This window comes from Streptococcus mitis (assembly GCF_946190155.1).
GTDB classification, from domain to species: Bacteria; Bacillota; Bacilli; order Lactobacillales; family Streptococcaceae; genus Streptococcus; species Streptococcus mitis_CL.
Genome location: NZ_CAMHZL010000004.1, coordinates 71,563 through 91,674, shown reverse-complemented (window position 1 = coordinate 91,674; position 20,112 = coordinate 71,563). Strand labels below are relative to the sequence as shown.

The 20,112-nt window shown below is 39.8% G+C and carries 19 protein-coding genes and 1 tRNA gene; 2 read left to right on the top strand and 18 right to left on the bottom strand.

What is annotated here, in order from left to right; all coding sequences use genetic code 11:
- Positions 1–3: 3 nt before the first annotated feature.
- The gene (locus tag N8O80_RS04840; protein ID WP_261027072.1) at positions 4–1,443 is read left to right on the top strand and encodes a TrkH family potassium uptake protein; all 1,440 of its coding nucleotides are present in this window, start codon (positions 4–6) and stop codon (positions 1,441–1,443) included.
- Positions 1,444–1,486: 43 nt separating this feature from the next.
- Here the strand turns inward: N8O80_RS04840 and N8O80_RS04835 are convergent, their stop codons facing one another.
- From N8O80_RS04835 to N8O80_RS04800, 8 genes are all read right to left on the bottom strand, one after another.
- Entirely contained in the window at positions 1,487–2,290 is an 804-nt protein-coding gene (locus tag N8O80_RS04835) for an ABC transporter ATP-binding protein (RefSeq protein ID WP_049552590.1), read from the bottom strand.
- A 12-nt stretch (positions 2,291–2,302) separates the two neighbouring features.
- Complete coding sequence (locus tag N8O80_RS04830; protein ID WP_261027071.1) at positions 2,303–3,196, bottom strand: ABC transporter permease; 894 nt, start codon at positions 3,194–3,196, stop codon at positions 2,303–2,305.
- 11 nt (positions 3,197–3,207) lie between these two features.
- A complete protein-coding gene (locus tag N8O80_RS04825) occupies positions 3,208–4,185 on the bottom strand; it encodes an ABC transporter substrate-binding protein (protein WP_261027070.1) in 978 nt (325 codons plus the stop codon).
- Between the two features lie 452 nt (positions 4,186–4,637).
- Positions 4,638–5,564: an ATP-binding cassette domain-containing protein gene (locus tag N8O80_RS04820; RefSeq protein WP_070842265.1), complete on the bottom strand. Its 927-nt coding sequence runs from the start codon at positions 5,562–5,564 to the stop codon at positions 4,638–4,640.
- A 10-nt stretch (positions 5,565–5,574) separates the two neighbouring features.
- Positions 5,575–6,642, bottom strand: a complete 1,068-nt coding sequence (locus tag N8O80_RS04815; RefSeq protein WP_000159550.1) for an ABC transporter ATP-binding protein — start codon at positions 6,640–6,642, stop codon at positions 5,575–5,577.
- Between the two features lie 8 nt (positions 6,643–6,650).
- The gene (gene oppC, locus N8O80_RS04810; RefSeq protein ID WP_004255894.1) at positions 6,651–7,577 is read right to left on the bottom strand and encodes an oligopeptide ABC transporter permease OppC; all 927 of its coding nucleotides are present in this window, start codon (positions 7,575–7,577) and stop codon (positions 6,651–6,653) included.
- A complete protein-coding gene (locus N8O80_RS04805) occupies positions 7,577–9,073 on the bottom strand; it encodes an ABC transporter permease (RefSeq protein ID WP_020902008.1) in 1,497 nt (498 codons plus the stop codon). Before N8O80_RS04805 ends, oppC begins: the two co-directional genes overlap by 1 nt.
- A gap of 66 nt (positions 9,074–9,139) precedes the next feature.
- Complete coding sequence (locus N8O80_RS04800; RefSeq protein WP_023947089.1) at positions 9,140–11,128, bottom strand: peptide ABC transporter substrate-binding protein; 1,989 nt, start codon at positions 11,126–11,128, stop codon at positions 9,140–9,142.
- Positions 11,129–11,289: 161 nt separating this feature from the next.
- Here N8O80_RS04800 and N8O80_RS04795 point away from each other — a divergent pair.
- A tRNA-Cys gene (locus tag N8O80_RS04795) sits at positions 11,290–11,360 on the top strand.
- Between the two features lie 298 nt (positions 11,361–11,658).
- Here N8O80_RS04795 and N8O80_RS04790 read toward each other — a convergent pair.
- The 10 genes from N8O80_RS04790 to asnA all read right to left on the bottom strand — a co-directional run bounded on the left by N8O80_RS04790 (position 11,659) and on the right by asnA (position 20,086).
- Positions 11,659–12,990, bottom strand: a complete 1,332-nt coding sequence (locus N8O80_RS04790; RefSeq protein ID WP_261027069.1) for a hemolysin family protein — start codon at positions 12,988–12,990, stop codon at positions 11,659–11,661.
- Positions 12,991–13,258: 268 nt separating this feature from the next.
- Positions 13,259–14,083 carry a DNA-entry nuclease EndA gene (endA, locus tag N8O80_RS04785; RefSeq protein WP_070480184.1) on the bottom strand — a complete coding sequence of 275 codons (825 nt, stop codon included), beginning with the start codon at positions 14,081–14,083 and terminating at the stop codon, positions 13,259–13,261.
- Positions 14,084–14,121: 38 nt separating this feature from the next.
- Positions 14,122–14,310 carry a DNA-directed RNA polymerase subunit beta gene (locus N8O80_RS04780; protein WP_070480259.1) on the bottom strand — a complete coding sequence of 63 codons (189 nt, stop codon included), beginning with the start codon at positions 14,308–14,310 and terminating at the stop codon, positions 14,122–14,124.
- Positions 14,303–15,586 carry a UDP-N-acetylglucosamine 1-carboxyvinyltransferase gene (murA, locus tag N8O80_RS04775; protein ID WP_261027068.1) on the bottom strand — a complete coding sequence of 428 codons (1,284 nt, stop codon included), beginning with the start codon at positions 15,584–15,586 and terminating at the stop codon, positions 14,303–14,305. Before murA ends, N8O80_RS04780 begins: the two co-directional genes overlap by 8 nt.
- 11 nt (positions 15,587–15,597) lie before the next feature.
- Positions 15,598–16,641 carry an acyltransferase family protein gene (locus tag N8O80_RS04770; RefSeq protein WP_261027066.1) on the bottom strand — a complete coding sequence of 348 codons (1,044 nt, stop codon included), beginning with the start codon at positions 16,639–16,641 and terminating at the stop codon, positions 15,598–15,600.
- A 61-nt stretch (positions 16,642–16,702) separates the two neighbouring features.
- Positions 16,703–16,933, bottom strand: coding sequence for a DUF1146 family protein (locus N8O80_RS04765; RefSeq protein ID WP_080710048.1), 231 nt, complete (start codon positions 16,931–16,933; stop codon positions 16,703–16,705).
- A 57-nt stretch (positions 16,934–16,990) separates the two neighbouring features.
- Positions 16,991–18,028 carry a SepM family pheromone-processing serine protease gene (locus N8O80_RS04760; protein ID WP_261027065.1) on the bottom strand — a complete coding sequence of 346 codons (1,038 nt, stop codon included), beginning with the start codon at positions 18,026–18,028 and terminating at the stop codon, positions 16,991–16,993.
- Complete coding sequence (gene coaD / locus N8O80_RS04755; protein WP_261027064.1) at positions 18,012–18,500, bottom strand: pantetheine-phosphate adenylyltransferase; 489 nt, start codon at positions 18,498–18,500, stop codon at positions 18,012–18,014. The genes N8O80_RS04760 and coaD overlap by 17 nt, the downstream gene beginning before the upstream one ends.
- Entirely contained in the window at positions 18,490–19,029 is a 540-nt protein-coding gene (rsmD, locus tag N8O80_RS04750) for a 16S rRNA (guanine(966)-N(2))-methyltransferase RsmD (protein ID WP_224218754.1), read from the bottom strand. Before rsmD ends, coaD begins: the two co-directional genes overlap by 11 nt.
- A 64-nt stretch (positions 19,030–19,093) precedes the next feature.
- Positions 19,094–20,086 carry an aspartate--ammonia ligase gene (asnA, locus tag N8O80_RS04745; RefSeq protein ID WP_000748003.1) on the bottom strand — a complete coding sequence of 331 codons (993 nt, stop codon included), beginning with the start codon at positions 20,084–20,086 and terminating at the stop codon, positions 19,094–19,096.
- Positions 20,087–20,112 lie beyond the last annotated feature (26 nt).

Genomic DNA, 20,112 nt, shown 5'->3' with positions numbered 1-20,112 from the left:
GAAATGAATAAAAGTATGATTCGTTACCTCCTTTCAAAGTTACTTTTGATTGAAGCTGTTCTCCTCTTGGTTCCTGTAGCTGTAGCTGTCTATTACCGTGAATCGATCCAAGTCTTTACAGCCCTCTTTTCAACAATAGGGATTCTCGTATTACTAGGCGGTTCAGGAATTTTACAAAAGCCAAAAAATCAACGAATTTACGCCAAGGAGGGAGTCTTGATTGTTGCCCTCTGTTGGATCCTTTGGTCTTTCTTTGGCGGTCTCCCCTTTGTTTTTGCTGGGCAAATTCCCAGCGTTATCGATGCCTTTTTTGAAATCAGTTCGGGCTTTACAACTACTGGAGCAACTATTCTGAACGACGTTTCAGTTCTCAGTCGTTCCCTCCTCTTCTGGCGAAGTTTTACCCACTTGATTGGAGGGATGGGGGTGCTTGTTTTTGCGCTTGCTATTATGGATAATGCCAAGAATAGCCACCTAGAAGTAATGAAGGCTGAGGTTCCTGGTCCTGTTTTTGGTAAAGTAGTATCCAAACTAAAAAACACTGCCCAGATTCTCTATCTCCTTTATCTAGCTCTCTTCTCCCTCTTTGTCATCATCTATTATCTGGCTGGCATGCCCCTTTTTGATAGTTTTGTCATTGCTATGGGGACAGCAGGTACAGGAGGCTTTACCGTCTATAACGACGGGATTGCCCACTATGGTAGCTCACTGATTACCTATCTGGTTAGTATCGGAGTTTTGGTTTTTGGGGTAAATTTCAATCTCTACTACTACCTTATGCTCCGTCGCGTCAAGGCCTTCTTTGGAGATGAAGAACTCCGTGCTTACTTGGTCATCGTGCTGGTTTCTACAGGCTTGATCAGCCTCAATACCCTCTATCTCTATCCAGGGTTTTCAAAGAGTTTTGAAATGGCCTTCTTCCAAGTTTCCAATATCATTACGACGACTGGTTTTGGTTACGGAGATATTACCAACTGGCCCCTCTTCTCCCAGTTTATCCTTCTCTTCCTCATGGGAATCGGTGGTTCTGCTGGTTCAACCGCAGGTGGACTCAAGGTTATTCGAGGCCTTATCCTTTCAAAAATTGCCAAAAATCAAATTTTGTCAATCCTATCGCCCCACCGTGTTTTGACCCTCCATGTTAATAAAACGGTGATTGACAAAGATACCCAACATAAGATTCTCAAGTACTTTGTCATCTATTCTATGATTTTGCTAGCGCTTATCTTTATTGTCAGCCTAGATAGCAATGATTTTCTAGTTGTGACCAGCGCTGTCTTTAGCTGTTTCAATAATATCGGACCTATTCTAGGAACCACTTCTAGCTTCTCAATCTTTAGTCCTATCTCAAAAATTCTCCTCTCCTTTGCGATGATTGCAGGGCGCTTGGAGATTTACCCAATCCTCCTTCTCTTTATGAAGAGAACTTGGTCTAAGAGATAAAATACAACCACACCTTGTATCTTACAAAGTGTGGTGTTTTTCTTTATCCTAAAACCAATTCATCACTGACTAGACTCTGGCCACTATTTTTCTGGAAGAGACGCATGAGATCTTCAACTGTCAGATGCTTTTTCTCCTCTCCCTTAACATCCACCACTATCTTGCCTTGATAGAGCATAATGAGACGATTACCATACTCAATCGCATGGTTCATATCATGGGTAATCATCAAAGTCGTCAACTGATGGTGTTCCACAATCTTTTGCGTCAAATCCATCACCATTTGACTGGTTTTTGGATCAAGTGCCGCAGTATGTTCATCCAAAAGCAAAAGTTTGGGTTTCACCAGAGCTGCCATGACTAGGGTCAAGGCCTGTCTTTGTCCTCCTGAGAGATATTGAGTATCTACTTTTAAGCGGTTTTCAAGACCAATATTCAACTCTTTCAAGGCCTCTTGGAACTGGATCCTATCCTTCTCCTTCACGCCCCAGCCAAGCCCTCTCTTCTGCCCGCGTCTCAAGGCAATAGCCATATTCTCCTCAATCGTCAAACGAGAAGCTGTCCCCATCTTAGGATCTTGAAAAACACGGGCAATATCCTTGGCTCTCTTTCTGACACTCAGATTTTTAATGGATTTTCCTGCCAATAAAAGGTCCCCTTCGTCCACCGATAGATTGCCAGCCAAGATATTCATCAAAGTGGATTTCCCTGCTCCATTTCCACCGATTACAGAGATAAAATCTCCCTCTTCAACCTCTAAATCTAATCCTTTGAGGACATGGTTCTCATTGACCGTCCCTGCTTCAAATGTTTTGTGAATATTTTCAAGTGTTAACAAACTTGCCATAACTTTCTCCTCCTATTCATTTCTCAATTTTAGACCACGAATCTTTAATCTCTTTTGCAATTCTGGCGCAAATAAAACTAAGGCTAACAAGATTGCATTAAAGAGACGAACCAGGTTTTGATCTAGATTTGGAATTTCATAGATATTTAAAATAATCAAACGGTAAACAATAGCACCAATTCCGATAGATAACAGGCGACCTCCAATGGTCAAGTCGTGAATCAAAACTTCCGCAATAATCACGGCACTCAAACCAACAACAATAGTTCCTGTCCCAGAAGTCACATCTGAAAATCCATCATTTTGGGCGAACAAGGAACCACATAGGGCAATCAAACCGTTTGATATCATATAACCAACAATCTTCATCGTATCTACATTGACCCCATTTGCCTCACTCATCGGAATATTATCCCCAGTCGAACGCAAGACCAAACCAATCTCCGTTTTCATCAACAGAGTCAAGACTAGACAGACAAGTAAAAGACAGGCTAAGCTGAATGAGAATACAGCTTCTTCATTTGTCAACCCCAAGCGCGCTATTTGTTTAAAGACGGTTGCAGAATCTCCCAAGGAAAGATTGGGTACACTGCCCATGATTTTAATATTGATTGAATAAAGACCTGTCAAGGTCACAATACCTGTCAAGAGGGCTGGAATTTTCATCTTGGTGTGGAGCATTCCTGATACTAGACCTGCTACCATACCTGCCAGCAAAGCAAGTAAGGTCGCAATCCAAGGATTTGTCCCTGCCTGTATCTGTGATACAACGACTGCTGCCCCCAGAGGAAAGGCTCCCTCAGCAGTCATATCCGCAATATCCAAAATACGGAAAGTCAAGTAGACCCCAATAGCCATAATCGACCACAACAAACCTTCTGATAAACTAGATAATACAAAATTCATCTTAAACCTCCTTATTCCTTGCCTTCTAACTTACTGATATCAATTCCCAATGCATCTGCCATTTCTTGATTGGTATGCAATTCCAGTTTTTCTGGCAACTCAACTGCTATATTTTCTGGCTTCTCACCTTTTAAGACACGAACCAGCATTCTTGCTGTCTGACGTCCCAATTCTTCATAATTAGTTCCGTAGTTATACAAGCCACCAACAGCAATCATTTCTGTTGAACCACCAAATACTGGAACCTTGTGCTTAATAGAAACCTGCTTGACTGTTTCCATGGTTGACGAAATGATATTGTCCGTTGGTACAAAAACCATATCCACCTCTGTCATCAAACTTTCTGTTGCAGCCTTGACGTTATTACTGTCCAAGATTGTTTTTTCAACAACAGTAAATCCTTTTTCTTCCAAAAGTCGTTTAGCTTCATCCTTTTGGACAACCGAATTTGGCTCACTCTGAGTATAGAGAATTCCAATTGTTTTAGCCTTTGGTAGGACTTTCTTTATTAAGTTAATTTGAGTTGAAATGGCATCTGACGACTGGTCGCTTGTCCCAGTTACATTGCCGCCAGGATGTTCTCTTGAGTCAACCAACTTGGCACTGACAGGATCTGTTACCGCTGAAAAGATAACAGGAGTCGTTTGCGTCGTATTGGCCAAGCTCTGAGCAGAAGGCGTTGCGATGGCTAGAACAACATCACTAGATTCTGCTAGTTGCTGGGAAATCGTTTTTAGGTTTCTTTGTTCTCCCTGTGCATTTTGCAAATCAATCTCAATATTTTTCCCCTCAACATAGCCTTGTTTAGCCAGCTCATCCACAAATCCTTCTCTAGTAGCATCTAAGGACTGGTGGGTAATAAATTGCGAAATACCGATACGAAACACATCTTTTTTCTTATCTGCCTTCAACTGATGCAAACTAATCAGAGAAGTCAAGAGGATTCCCACTACCAAGATAGGGGCTAGTAATTTTCGAACAACTTTCATAATGAAACTCCTTCTCAGAAAAGATAAAACAAAAAACCGCCTAGATACTATCTAAACGGATGCTTGAAATAATCTAACAAGTTATAACTTTGCTAGTCCATTTAGATATTCATCTATATGGACCACAATCAAAAATCTTAGCCACATAGATACAAACAAATTGCTTGAACTGTTTGCATCCATGGTGACATGTCTACAAACACTATCTAAAGTAGCTAAAGTAAAAGTTTTGATTCATAGTTACAGCTTGTCTTTTATTCATTTCTTTTTCTGCTTTCTTTTTTGATGTTTCCTATCTTACCACCTTTTTTATTAGCTGTCAAGAATATTTCAGAATTTTTTAAAATTTTTCGAAAATTCTTTCAGGATACTTTCAAAGCCTTCCAAATCAGTCCAACAAAAAAAGTTTTATAATTTCCATAAAAACTGGCATGGAAATTATAAAACCATTCTTAGTTTAGTCCTTGTTGGTAACGCGCCAATTCGGCTTGGTTAGCCCAAACATAGTGACCTGGACGGATTTCTACCATAGATGGCTTATCAGTCTCATAATCGTGTTGACTTGGATCGTAAACCTTCAAGACCTTCTTACGTTCCAAGATTGGATCTGGAATTGGTACCGCTGAAAGCAAGGCTTGAGTATATGGGTGAATTGGATTGTTAAACAATTCTTCTGTTTCAGCAACCTCTACAATAACACCCTTATAAATAACTGCGATACGATCTGAAATAAAGCGAACGACCGACAAATCATGGGCGATAAAGAGATAGGTCAAACCGAGCTCTTTTTGGAATTTTTTGAGCAAGTTCAAGACTTGGGCACGCACAGAAACGTCCAAGGCTGAAATTGGCTCATCTGCAATAACAAAGTCTGGTTGCATAACTAAGGCACGGGCAATACCGATACGTTGACGTTGACCACCTGAAAACTCATGAGGATAACGAGTCAAGTGCTCAGCAAGAAGACCTACTTCACGGATAATATTTTGAACTTTCTCTTTACGTTCTTCCTCATCCTTAAATAAACGGTGATTGTAAAGACCTTCAGAAATAATATAATCAACAGTCGCACGTTCATTCAAACTTGCAGCAGGGTCTTGGAAAATCATCTGGATACGACGAATCAATTCCGCAGCCTGTTCACGCGATTTCTTACCATTAATCTTTTGACCATCAAAAATGATATCTCCATTACTTGTATCATTTAGACCGATTATCGCACGACCAATAGTTGTTTTCCCACTACCTGACTCCCCTACAAGCGAGAACGTTTCTCCCTTGTTGATAAAGAAGTTGGCATTTTTAACCGCAACAAACTTCTTACTTCCTTCACCGAAGGAAATTTCTAAATCTTTGATTTCTACTAATTTTTCAGACATTTCCTTCCTCCTAGTCTGCCAGATGGGCAAATCCCATTTTTTCACGAATCTTATCGTGGAGATTTGCAATCACAGCTGGTTTTTCTACTTTTGGAGCATCCTCATGAAGAAGCCAAGTTTTAGCCCAATGTGTCTCTGAAACTGAGAATTGAGGAGCTTTTTGTTCGAAGTCAATCTGCATTGCATAGTCTGAACGCAAGGCAAAGGCATCCCCTTTCAGGTCAGTATAAAGTGACGGAGGTGTTCCTGGGATTGAGTAAAGATCCCCTTTATCATCAGCAAGCTGAGGCAAGCTAGACAAGAGACTCCATGTATATGGATGGCGAGGGTCATAGAAGACTTCCTCAACAGTTCCATACTCAACGATTTCTCCTGCATACATAACCGCTACCTTATCTGCAATACTTGCCACCACACCAAGGTCGTGGGTGATAAAGATTGTTGTGAAATGGTACTCGTTTTGTAAAGATTTCAACAAATCAATAATCTGAGCTTGGATGGTCACATCCAAGGCAGTCGTTGGCTCATCACAAATCAAGACATCAGGTCGGCAGGCAAGAGCAATCGCAATAACGATACGTTGACGCATTCCTCCAGAATATTGGAATGGGTATTCATCAAAACGTCTATCTGCATCTGGAATCCCAACCTTATTCATGTAGTCAATGGCCAATTCTTTCGCTTCTTTAGCTGTTTTTCCTTGGTGTTTTACAATAACTTCTGTAATCTGACTACCAATTGTTTTAATTGGGTCCAAACTAGTCATTGGATCTTGGAAGATAGTCGCAATCTTAGCGCCACGAATTTGTTCCCAATCCTTGTGAGAAGATAAAGCTGTCAAATCTTGACCACGGTAGTCAATGCTTCCTTGGGCAATGCGACCATTTTCTTCAAGCATACCTGTGAAAGTCTTTGTCAAAACAGATTTTCCTGATCCTGACTCACCTACCAAGGCTAATACTTCTCCTTCAACTAGTTCAAGGGAAACGCCGCGAATGGCTGTCAATACTTTGTCACGAACGTCAAATTCCACGACAATATCGCGAGCAGTCAAAATTACATTTTTTTCTTTTGTCATTTCTACTCCTATCTATGTGTACGTGGATCACTAGCATCCGCTAAGTTTTGACCAACTACGAAAAGGGATAAGGATACCAAGACAAGAGTTGTCAATGGAATCCAGAAGAGGTATGCATTTGTCGTTACGTTCTGAGAGTAATCTGAAATCAAACGACCTAAACTTGGAACTGTAATCGGCAATCCAAGTCCAAAGAATGAAAGGAAAGCTTCGTATGAGATAAAGGCTGGAAGCATTTGAGATGTCGTCGTAACGATAACAGATACCAATTGTGGCATAATGTTTTTTACAACAATCTTAAAGGTTGGTGTTCCAAGTGTACGTGAAGCAAGGTTATACTCCAAGTCACGATAACGCATGATCTGAATACGAATTGAGTAAGCAATACCAATCCAAGTAGTCACACTCATAGCAAAAATCAGATTCCAGAATCCAGCTCCGATTGAGTAAGTCAAGACAATGACAATCAAAAGAGATGGGATGTTTGAGATGACATTATAAACTTCCATCATCACACGGTCAACTGATTTTGAAATTCCCCAAATACCACCGACAAAAACACCGATAACCAAGTTAATCACTGTCGCAATCACAGAAATGAGGATAGAGTTACGAGCTCCGAACCAGACACCGTCAAAGAGAGATTTACCGTTACTGTCTGTACCGAACCAATGCTCAGCATTTGGCTTGATATAACGAGCACTAAAGTCGTTTACTTTGCTGACATCATTGAAATCAAACTTAGAAAACATTGGGTAGATGAAACTCATCAAAATGATAGCTACCAAGATTCCCAACATGACTACAGTTGATTTCTTCTTCATAAATTGTCTAAACACTGAGCCCCAGTATGAATAGGCTGGCGCATCAATGGCTTCAGAGGCAAAATCGTCACGTTTTACGAACTGAAATTTTTCTTTATCGATTGTAGACATTATTTGCCTCCTTTCTCAGTCAATTTAATACGTGGGTCAATAATAGTCATCCAAATATCTCCCAAAAGAAGTGAGAAGATAGAAATACATGTAAAGATGAAGACAAGACCTACGACCATAGAGTTATTAGATGCTTTTACAGAGTCAATCAACATTTTACCCATACCTGGGAAAGCGAAGACTGTTTCAGTAAGGGTTGCACCACCGATAACCCCGATAACAGCACCAGGAATTCCTGAAACCAGCGGAACCATGGCATTTTTAAAGATGTGTTTGTTTGAAATTTCTTTTTCAGACAAACCTTTTGCACGAGCAAAACGAACAAAGTCCTGTGATTGCAAGTCAATCATGTAACGACGAATCCAAATAGCTGTACCAGGAGCACCCAATAAACCAAGGATAACTGCTGGTAAAACATACGAACGCCAATCTCCAGCACCCAAGATAGGGAATGAATCTGGAAGACCAATTGATGATCCAATCAAACGAACAATGTAAACCAAGGCAATGGTTGGAAGGGCCATCAAGAAGGTCAAAAACCCTGTTGAGAAGCTATCAATCCAAGTATTCTTGAAGCGAGCCATAGCTGAACCAAGTGGCACGGCAATCGCATAAGAAATCACCAAACCAATCAATCCAACGACTGCAGAGCTAGCAATCATAGAAGGATATTGGTAGTTGCTTTCAGTTGCAGTATATGGGTCATCTTTCCCATAGTTAGCTACTTCACGAGAATCAGCCTGACTAGGCGATTTGTAGGTTCTTGAGTAGATATTAACTGAAGATGTTTTCTTACCAGTTGGGAATTGCACTTCTGATGTCTTAGTTTGACCTTGTCCTTGTGTGATAACTTGAAGCACAGGAGTATTAGCATAAGTTGGATATGAATCACCCAAATTCAAGTTCACAAAGTTTTGGTGAACAAATGGGAACTGACTATTGAAGTACAAGAGGTACTTGTGTTTAGTCCCTGAACCTACCAGAGACCAGCCGATAGCGGGATCATTTTCAAAACGCAAATAACGCTCCAAATTTGGATTTTCTGGGTCCTGAATCTTGTTTGTGTGGTCGATATCAAGCAAGTTTGCATAGAATTTAAACACACGTTCAAAAATTGGAATTTCACGTGTAGCGTAGAATTGGCCACTTTCAGTAAATTCTCCCAGGGTCCAACCATGACCGATTTGTTTGATGTATTTTTCATAGATAGCCTTGTTGGTATCATTGGCTTCAACTGTTACAGAAGCATCCATCTGGCTAGCTTTTTCTTGCAACTCTTTGGTATCGTAGTACTCGATATAGCCCATACGCTCATAAACGGTATTCTCATAGTTATCACGTTTATCAGCAGTTGTAGCAATCTTGTTATAGTTGGTATCCTGTTTGAAAATCAATTTTCGAGGAACCATTGTATAGATAATCGTGTAAGTCAAGGTTGTTACTAAGAAGATAGAAACCAATGACCGCAAAACACGCATAAAAATATATTTTTTCATATCATTTCCTTTAAAAATCCCAAAAGAACCTTCTCCTCATGGAGAGAAAGTTCTATTGAAAATTATTTACTTCACATGACTTGCCAATTCTTTTTGAGCTTTCTCGTTTGACTCAGTCTTTTCTTTCAACCATTTTTCACGAGCTTTTTCATACTCTTCTTTGGTGATTGCTTTTTCACCAACTTCAGTGTACTTCAAGTATCCTGAATTTTCACCTTTAAGGCCGGCTACTGAATATGAAGAGCTAAATGGTAGAACTTTTGAAACATATGAAACGGCTGTTTCTTTTGGAGAAGCCATTACTGGAATTGTCAAAGCATTGTCAGTCAACCAAGCTTGTGCCACCGCGTATTTTTCATAACGTTTTTGAACATCTTGGTTTTCGCTGTTTGCGTCATCAAGTAATTTTCCATAGTCAGCTAAACCAAGTTTGCTTACTACTGATGCATCTGTGTTTTGGTCAATACCAAGGTAAAGACGAGTGCTTCCTCCCTTAAGGACGAATTGATCCAAGAAAGTAGAAGGATCTTGATAGTCAGGGTTCCATCCTAGCAAGGTATGGATATCCCAGTCTTGCTCTTTAGCTGTTGGAGCGCTAAATGAAATTGGTAAAGCTTCTGCTTGAGTCATTTGTTGTAAGTCTACAACAACATTATCTGAACCCAATACTTTTTCAATTGATTGTTTCAATGATTGAACACGGTTTACAACCGCTGTTGATTCTTGGATAACCAAGGCATCCAAGTGGATTGGGAATTCAACACCTTCAACTTGTAGGCTTGATTTTGCTTTAGCAAAGACTTCTTTCGCTTTTTCTTCATTGTAAAGTCCATTTTGAGAATCTGCTAGAGACACGTTTGACCAAGTAGAAGAATTTGTCTTAGCCAAGCTATCTTGTACCAATTCACCAAATGTTTTCTTACCAACTTGAAGATTATAAGGTGCAAACGTATTACGGATGGCTACTGCAGCTCCATCAGTACCATTTGTTTGAGCTGAGTAAGAATTGCGATCGACAGCAAAGTTCAAGGCTTGACGGAATTCCTTGTTTAGCAATGCTTTCTGAGTAGATGTCTTTTGAGCATCACTTGTTTTGGCAGTGTGGTTATAGGTTGTACGGCCATAATTCAAGCTGACAGTTGCAACACCCGCACCTGGTTCATTAAAGTAAATGTTATCTTTAAAGTCAGCTGCATATTTTTCATATGTAGAACTTGTAGGGAAGATACGGGCCTTGCTATATTGACCATCGGCAAAACCTTTAGCAATCACATCTTGGTCCTTACCATCCCAGAAAGTGAACTTAACGTTCTCAATTTTTACATTTTCTTTGTCCCAGTAAGCATCATTTTTAGCCATCTCGATAGATGATTTTGGAGTTACAGATTTTAAGACAAATGGACCGTTATAAAGAATAGAGTTAGCATCGGTTGGGGCACCAAAACCTTCCCCTTTTGAAGTTAAGAATTCTTCATTAACCGGCATCAAAATACCACTAGTGGTCTTGTCATTCCAGAAAGTTTCTGGCTGGTTCAAAGTATATTCTAGTGTTTGATCATCAAGCGCTTTTACTCCAACGGTTGAAAAATCGCTTGTTTCACCCTTGATATAGGCTTCTAATCCCTTAATAGAAGAGCTAACGATTGAAAGTCCTTTTGATTTTCCATCTACGGCGTGTTTCAAACCAGTAACGAAGTCTTTAGCAGTTACAGGAGCGTATTCTTCTCCCTCTGCTGTCACCCATTTAGCATCCTTACGGATTTTATAGGTATAAGTCAAACCATCTTTTGAAACTGTCCATGATTCAGCAATAGAAGGAACCAGGTTACCATATTTATCATTAGCCAACAAACCATCTACAGCATTTGTTGTGACGAATGATGTTGAATCGATATTGCTGACGATATAATCCAAGGTTTCTGGATCTGTTTGATAAACATATTGGTAATCTTTTGCTAGTTTAGCATTATTTGAACTAGTGTTTGAACACGCAGCTAGAACTCCTGACGCTAATAAGGTAGCTCCCGCTACAGCAAGCACTTGACTTTTTTTCATTTATTTACTCCTCTTATAAATAAAGTATAGGTTATCATCAATTATATCATAGATTTCAAGAAAAGTAAACGAATTTTCAGAATATTTAGGCTTATTGATACAAAAAATCTGAAAAAGCTATTGACTGAAAATCATTTTCAAGGTATAATAATAAACGTTAAGGCGGTATAGCCAAGTGGTAAGGCACGGCTCTGCAAAAGCTTGATCGTCGGTTCAAATCCGTCTACCGCCTTCTTTAACTTGATTTATCAGGTTTCATTTAAACAGAAAGCCCAATTTAAAGGGCTTTTTTATTTTCTTCGGATAAATACATATAACTTACAAAAATTTTTGGAGCGAATTTGGAGCGTACTTCTTTTTAGGAGACAATCTTTTGATACTCAATGAAAATCAAAGAGCAAACTAGGAAACTAGCCGCAGGCTGTACTTGCGTACGGCAAGGCGACGTTGACGCGGTTTGAATTTGATTTTCGAAGAGTATGAAATCAACTGAAAAAGCTTCGTCACACCTGGTGACAAAAGCCTCTAGTTTATTCTGTTTCTTCTTCTATTTCGACTTCTGTGATTTGGACTTTTACCTTGGTAACACGTCCATTTTTCACTTTATCATTGGTTAAGATAAGCTGTTTGTTTTGGCTGACCAATTCATAGCTGAGTTTCTCAGTCGTTGGAATGGTCCCAACTCCTGTCAAATAATAACCCGCGATGGTATCAACGTTATCACTTTCCAGTTCAACATCAAAGTAATCATTAAAATCATTGAGATTCATGGTACCTTGAACGATATAAGTATCTTCTCCAATTTTATGAACTTCGATTTCAGCCTTATCTGTTTCGTCATCGATTTCCCCAACGATTTCCTCTAAGAGGTCTTCCAGTGTCACCAAACCAGCCATCCCACCGTATTCATCTAGCAAGATTGCCATTTGTCTTTGAGTATTTCGCAATTCTTTTAGCAAGTCATCCACAAAAATAGTTTCAGGAACAAAAAGTGGATCTTGTAAAATTCTCTTCCATACAATATTATCAAAACCGTCTTCAAAAGCCGCCTTAAGAAGACTCTTGGTGTGAATGATCCCAATCACGTTATCCTTATCCCCATCATAGACAGGGATACGAGAATAATTTTGTTTTAAAATACTTTGGATGATGGTTTGACTATCATCCTGAATATCGACCATGAAGGCATCCGTTCGAGGAACCATGACTTCTCTGGCCATTAATTCGTCCAGTGAAAAAATCCCTTGCAACATCTCAATTTCGTCAGCATCTAGTGTTTCTTCACTATTTGTCAGCATGTACTCAATTTCATCACGAGTCATTTTTTCATCAGCATCATCAAAGGTCATAGGAGTCAAGCGACTCAAGAGATTGGTAGATGCAGATAAGAGCCAGACAAAGGGACTAACTAGTTTCCCCAGTCCAATGATAACTGGCGCTGTACGAATCGCCAAGGCATCTTTTAGATTAAGAGCAATTCTCTTAGGATACAATTCCCCAAAAACGATGGAAATATAAGTCAAAAATGCTAAAGATAGAAAACTTGCAACGGCATAAGCTGTTTCGCCATTTCCAAGCCAAGAAGCAATCTCTCGTCCCAGAGTTTCTGCCAAACTTGCCCCAGATAAGATCGTAATCAGGGTAATCCCTACTTGAATGGTTGATAAAAAGTGGTTAGGGTTTTCTAATACCTTCAACAGACGAATATAGCGTCTATCTCCTTCTTCTGCCTTTTGTTCAACCCGCGCACGGTTAAGTGAAACCATGGCCATTTCTGTAGCTGAGAAAAAGGCATTTAACACCGTCAAGATAAACAATAAAACAAATTGTAGCAACAAATTCTGACTACTTGGGTCTTCCATAGTTCTTCTCCTAAAATAGTATCTTACCCTCTATTATATCACAAAATATAGTCCAGTACATATTATTTTTTCTCATACTCTTCGAAAATCTCTTCAAACCACGTCAGCTTTATCTGCAACCTCAAAGCTGTGCTTTGAGCAACCTGCGGCTAACTTCCTAGTTTGCATTTTGATTTTCATTGAGTAACAGTGTCTATTATAGCTCTGCTTAAACTAGTAAGAAAGAACTCCTACATCCACAAGTGACATAGGAGTTTATGTTATTTTTTTACTGAGTAACAGTCACTTCACCAGTTCGGTAATCCAGTTGAAGTCCCTTTTGAACATTGGGAACTAGAACATTAAATTCTAATTCTCCGTCTGAAGACTTGGCTTCAATCTGTGAAGCTGAAGGAACTAAATCCTCATTCGAAGCGTAATAAAGGGTTACGCGGTAACGGACGCGCTTGTTTTGGTCCAAGGCTTTACGCACCATGCTTTCATAGTAGTTTTGACCAGTCGAATCCTCGGCTTGTGCCTGATTTGCCCAGGCTGTCTGAACAGCAATGTTTTTAGGATTACTTGTTGAGGCATCAAAACCATCCAAGCCACCGATTAAGGCATAGCCTAACAAGTGACCTCTATCGACGGCATGGGTATAAGATCCCTTTAGATTCTTGACCTGATGCCAGCCTGGAGGAGTCCAAGAAGTCGAACCGTTTCCAGTTTCTTCACGATTCTTGTACTGACGAGTAGCCTTAGACAAGAGGGCATTTGCTACGGTTGGCACTGTTTCCTTGCCCACTGTCTTTGTTTTATTATCAGCGTAGGGCTTACTTGAAACCTTGGCATCTAGATTTGTTTTATTACCATTGACGATAAAAGCACCTGAGCCATTCCACTCCAGACTCCCTTTTATTTGACTCTTGACTGCGTCTGTTAAGACACTCTCTGCCAATGCTTGACTAGGAGCTTCAGACGCTTGTTTTTTCTGACTAACCTTTGTTTTAGGACTATTAGCTGTCGACTGCATCTGCTTGATATAATAACTTCCCGCAGATAAAAGCAATAACACTAGCAGCCCGATCAGTGTCTGTCTTGTTTTTTTATCCATTTTTCTCCTTATCTCTAGAAAAAGACTGGTTCTCCAGCCTAATTTCCTGTAAATTTATGAATCAATTCCTGCCATTTTGCTGGAGACAGGATAGCCCATGGATCTTGACCCTTGCCCAAGATTCCATAACCTACCATTAAGCCGATACCTAAGGCTAGAGCACCTAAAAACAGTACCAAAATGACTAAAAGTAAACGCTTGATTACGTAGCTTGATCTCTTATTCATCTTCATCACTTGCCTCAATCCGCTGAATCTTAGCGCCTAGCTGCGCCAACTTCTCATGGAAACGGTAGTAACCTCTATCCAAGTGAACCAATTTACCAACTACAGTTTCTCCTTGTGCTACCAAACCTGTCAAAATCAAGGCTGCACTGGCACGAAGGTCAGTTGAAAGAACTTCTGCCCCCTGCAAAGGCTGTCCACCAACAATACGAGCTGTATCACGGATAATCTCAGAATGCAAGCCCATGCGACGCATTTCTTCTAAGTGTTGGAAACGATTTTCAAAAACTGTCTCCACCATAGTTGATTCCCCTTTTGCGACGGTCATCAAGGCTGTAAATTGGGCCTGCATATCCGTTGGAAAACCTGGGTGGGGCAAGGTTTTCACATGAACAGCTTTTAAATTTTCTAGTTGAGAGCGAACTCGAATTCCTTCAGTCTCCTCTGTCACTTCCACTCCCATTTCAAGCAACTTGGCAATCAAGGGACGGTTATGCTCCCAGACAGCGTCTTTAATCAAGACATCACCACCAGTCATGGCAGCAGCTATCATAAAGGTTCCTGCTTCGATACGGTCTTGGACTACATTGTGAGTCGTACCATGAAGTTTCTCAACACCGGTAATGGTAATGGTCTCTGTACCAGCACCCTTAACCTTGGCTCCCATTTCATTGAGGAGAATGGCTAGGTCAACAATCTCAGGCTCACGCGCAGCATTTTCAATCACTGTCACCCCATCAGCTAGAGTCGCTGCCATCATCAAGTTCTGCGTAGCACCAACACTTGGAAAGTCCATATAGATATGTGCGCCATGCAAGCGGTCAGCCTTGGCTTCGATGTAACCAGCTGTCTGGCTAATCTTAGCCCCCATAGCTTCCAGACCTTTCAAATGAAGATCAATAGGGCGACTACCAATCGTACAACCTCCCGGCATGGATACCTTGGCATGACCTACACGAGCAAGAATTGGTCCCAAGACAACGATGGATGCGCGCATCTTGCTGACATACTTGTAAGGGGCTTCCTCAGTGATATCACCAGTCGCATCTACCTCGACAAGATGAGCCTCCTCATCAAAATTCACCTTGGCATTCAAACCACGAACCACCTGATTCATAGTGAAAACATCTGACAAGATAGGAACATTCTGCAAGACGGTCTTTCCTTCACTTGCTAGAATAGTCGCTGCCAACAAGGGCAAAACTGCATTCTTTGCTCCTTCGATCGTAACACTTCCTACCAGACGATTATCGCCACCTTGAATCACAATTTTTTCCATACTTATTTCCTTTACTCTTGATTTTGTAATAGACTTACTTTTTGAATAAACCTATTAACTAATTTGTTAATAATCCAAGCCAAAATCAGACTTATCATCAATACAAAAAATGTAAATAACACATCATTTACTCTGGATGACACAAATATTTTTTCTAGAATAGAGATTACTAATCCATGTATCATATATAATTCAAACGATATACTACCTAGTAAAATCAAATACATATTTGAAAAATTTATTTTTTTCATAAAAACAATAATAAAGTAGATTGTAAAAATAATATTATCTAAATTAGCTGCTAACGCGTAACTATAACTATCTTCTAAATGAACATACCTCAACAAAATATCGTATTGATGTGAAATAAAGAGTAACACAGTTACTAAAACAAGTATGATAAAATAATGTCTATCTAAAACTCCATCAATTTTCTCTTTATTTTTAGCCCATATTAAGCCAATAATGAAGGGAAAAACACTATTATACCACCAAAAACCGTAACCTAATTTTATAGCTAAACAGATATAACCAATTATGAATACTGTATTGATAACAATAGAAATAAACTTATTTTTGAAAAACTTAAATGATATATAAAAAAATATATACATTAAAATTATAATATCGACAAACCAACCATTATAAATAATTGTACTTCCTTTTTTAAATAAATTAGCAAAAAAATCTAAATCCATTAATTGACCGTTTACGAATCTGTAAAACATATAAATCAAAGATATAGAAAAAAATGGAACTAGAATTTTAGAAAGTCTCTTAACTAAAAAATTATCTAGGTAGTTTTTCTTATTTTCGTTCTGAAAATACAATCCATAGGCTGATAAAAAGAAGAAAATAGAAACGATATAAGTTCCCATATAGGAAAAATTAGAAAATTCATCACCAGATGTAACCCATTGTGACAAATGATGAAATATTATTCCTATAGCTAGAAATCCTCTAAGCCCTGATGTAGATTTAGCATTTAGATAATCCTTATTTTGAGGTAACAAATAAATTAATAGCGTTATCAATAATAAGATTATAATATCCATGAATTCTATTTCTCCCTATAAGTTTAATAATATCTTGAAAGTAATTTCTTAAACACGCAAATTATAATAATCCTCTAAGCACTTCTTGCCACAACTGATATAGGCTGATAAAGAAAGAACTCATGATATAGCCCATGACAATGCTGAAAAAGGCTACTAGTAAACGAACTTTTCCTGTATTCTCAGTTGTCACTTTTAAAACCTTTTCCCATCTAACAAGATTCTTTAAAAGGTAAAAACTCACATAAATAAAGAGCATGTGACTGCTTAGAGTGAATAATAATTGAACCATTTGACTATTATACCATCTTCTCTGTTTGTGCGCTAGTTTGGAAACTTCACTCAAAAACTAGGGATTGTTTTTCAAGTAATCAATTGCATCTTGTAGGGTTTTAACAGGCACGATTTTCATATCCGTCTTGATTGTTCTAGCTGCTTCTAGGGCTGTTTGGTAGTTGTTTTTAGCATCAGGATGTGCTTTTTGTTCTTCTTCGCTAACAGGGTTATCAGGGGCAAAGAAAATCGCGGCACCTTCTCTAGCCGAAGCTACAACTTTCTTATCAATACCTCCAATGTCCCCCACATTACCATCGCGGTCAATGGTACCTGTACCAGCAACGATACGGCCATTACGAAGGCCTGGGTCAGCAATTTGAGTATAGATAGCTAAACTAAACATGAGACCTGCACTTGGACCACCGATACCAGCTGTTGAAAAACGAATTGGAACATCACTAGTTACTTCTGTACGGTCAATCAAGCCGATTCCAATTCCATTTTTACCATTTTCTAGAGTAATGATTTTTCCTTCTGCAGACTTGGTTTGCCCATCCTCTTCATAGGTGACCTTGACGGAGTCCCCTAGTTTTTGAGAATTGACGTAATCAATCAAATCTTTGGAACTATCAAAAGTCTGATCATTGACTGCTGTGACAGTATCAGAGATGTTAAGAATCCCTTTAAAGGTTGAATTATCCGTCACAGTCAAGACATAAACCCCAAGGTATTTGAGTTCAATATCCTTACCAGCTGTTTTTAGCCCTTGATACTTGGCCATATTTTGCGATGTTTGCATGTAGAATTGATTGATCCGCATAAATTCAACATCAGAAGAGCCACCTGTAGTCTCTTGGGCACTACGAATATCTGTAAAAGGCGTCAACCAAGCATAAATCATATGGGCTAAAGTAGCGTGCTGGACACCAACCGTAACGAATTGATAGGCCCCAGCTTCCTTATCTTCTGTGTCATTTACTTTAAGGACTTGGCGAATATCTTCCGAACCACCTGGAACTTCTATATAGTAGGGCAAGGGCACTACAAATGCCAAGAAAGTCGCTATCAAGGCCGCAATGACGTATAAGGGCCATCTAATCTTTTTTTTCATTTCTTATTTCCTCCAAAATACTCTCAGGAACATAGCAGGCAACATCCTGACCAAACTTCAAAAGCTCTCTAACACCGGATGAACTGAGATAGAGATGTTCCGGTCGGCTATGCAAATATATGGTCTCTAAATCAGGAGACAGTTGATGGTTGTAGTAATCAAAACTGGCTTCATATTGCAAATCCGTTGCATTTCTCAACCCCCGCACTAGACAGGTAGCCCCCAGTCTTTTTGCAACATCAACCACCAATTCATCATGAGAAGACACGACTGCAACATTTTCCAAATGTCCCAAAGCCTTTTCTAAACCCCGTTTACGATTTTCGATAGGGAGAAATCCTTGTTTGTGGGGATTAAAAAAAATACCCACATAGAGCTTATCAAAGAGTTTGCTAGCCCGCTCAATCATATCCAGATGCCCATTTGTCATCGGATCAAATGAGCCTGTGAATAAGCCAATCTTATCTGACATAAACTGTCACCTTACTAATTCCATAAATCTTTTCCTTCCAGATGCCAAGACAGGCAATTTCTTCTGGAAGTTCAACGGCTTTATCCGTCTCACACACGACCATGACATCTTCAGAAAAAAGCTCTCTCTCAGCCATTTTTTCAATATCTGCTACGATTTGTTCCTTAGCATAAGGAGGATCTAAGAAAATGAGGTCAAATCCCCCAGATACCTGTTCCAAGGCTCGTTCCGCATCCATTTTGAGAAGTTGAAATTTTCCAACTTCCTTGGTCATCTGAATATTTTCAGCCACGATAGCCTGAGCCTTACGGTCTCGCTCCACCAAAACAGCGCTGGACATGCCACGCGATACTGCCTCGATAGATAAACCACCACTACCTGCATACAGGTCCAAGACTCGTCCACCTTCAAAGTAGGGACCAATCATGTTAAAAATAGCTCCCCTAACCTTATCCGAAGTGGGTCTTGTCGTCTTGCCTTCTAGTGTCTTGAGGGGACGTCCCCCATAGATTCCTGATACGATTTTCATACCGTTTATTATACCAAATTATGGGCGAAAAGAGAAAGAAAACCGAACCTTGCGGTTCGATTCTCTACAAAATATTTTCGTAAGTATCGCGAACTTCTTGAGGCCAAACACTTGTTTGCACTTCTCCGATGTGTTTCTTGCGAAGTAGGAACATGGCCATCCGAGATTGTCCAATTCCCCCACCGATTGTCAATGGGAATAGGCCGTTCAACAAAGCCTTGTGCCATTCCAATTCCAAACGATCTTCATCACCTGTGATGGCAACCTGACGGCGAAGCGTTTCTTCATCTACACGGATTCCCATAGAAGACAACTCAAAGGCTCCACCCAAAGACTCATTCCAAACAAGAATATCGCCATTTAGACCCTTGTAGCCATTTTCAGACTCACTTGTCCAGTCATCGTAGTCTGGTGCACGTCCATCGTGCGGTTTGCCGTCTGGTAATTCACCTCCGATACCGATCAAGAAGACTGCTCCAAATTCTTTACAAATAGCATTTTCACGCTCTTTTGGTGTCAAGTCTGGGTAGCGTTCTACCAACTCTTCTGTGTGGATAAAGGTAATTTGTTTTGGCAAGATAGATTCGATGTCATAACGGGCTTCAACAGCTAGCTCTGTCAGGCGAATAGCCTTGTAAATCTTCTCAACTGTTTCTTTTAGATAAGCGATGTTACGCTTACCATTTGGGATAACTTTCTCCCAGTCCCACTGGTCAACATAAACAGAGTGGGTCGCATCCAGCGAATCTTCGTCTGGACGAAGGGCCTTCATGTGGACGAAAAGACCTTCACCTTCACCGAAACCAAAACGGGCCAAAGTATGGCGTTTCCATTTGGCAAGTGAGTGCACCACTTCATAAGTAGCATCAGGGATTTGGAGAACCTTGACTGACACTGCATTCTCCACACCTGATAAATTATCCTGCATCCCGTCGCCGACCCTGCTCAAGATAGGACCTTGAACTTCGACAACTTCTAACTTATCTTTCAAATACTGGGTAAAAGTGTTTTTGACAAAGGAAATTTCTTCTTGTTGGTGAATAAAACTTTTCTTCATAAACTACTCCTCAAAAAATTAATTAA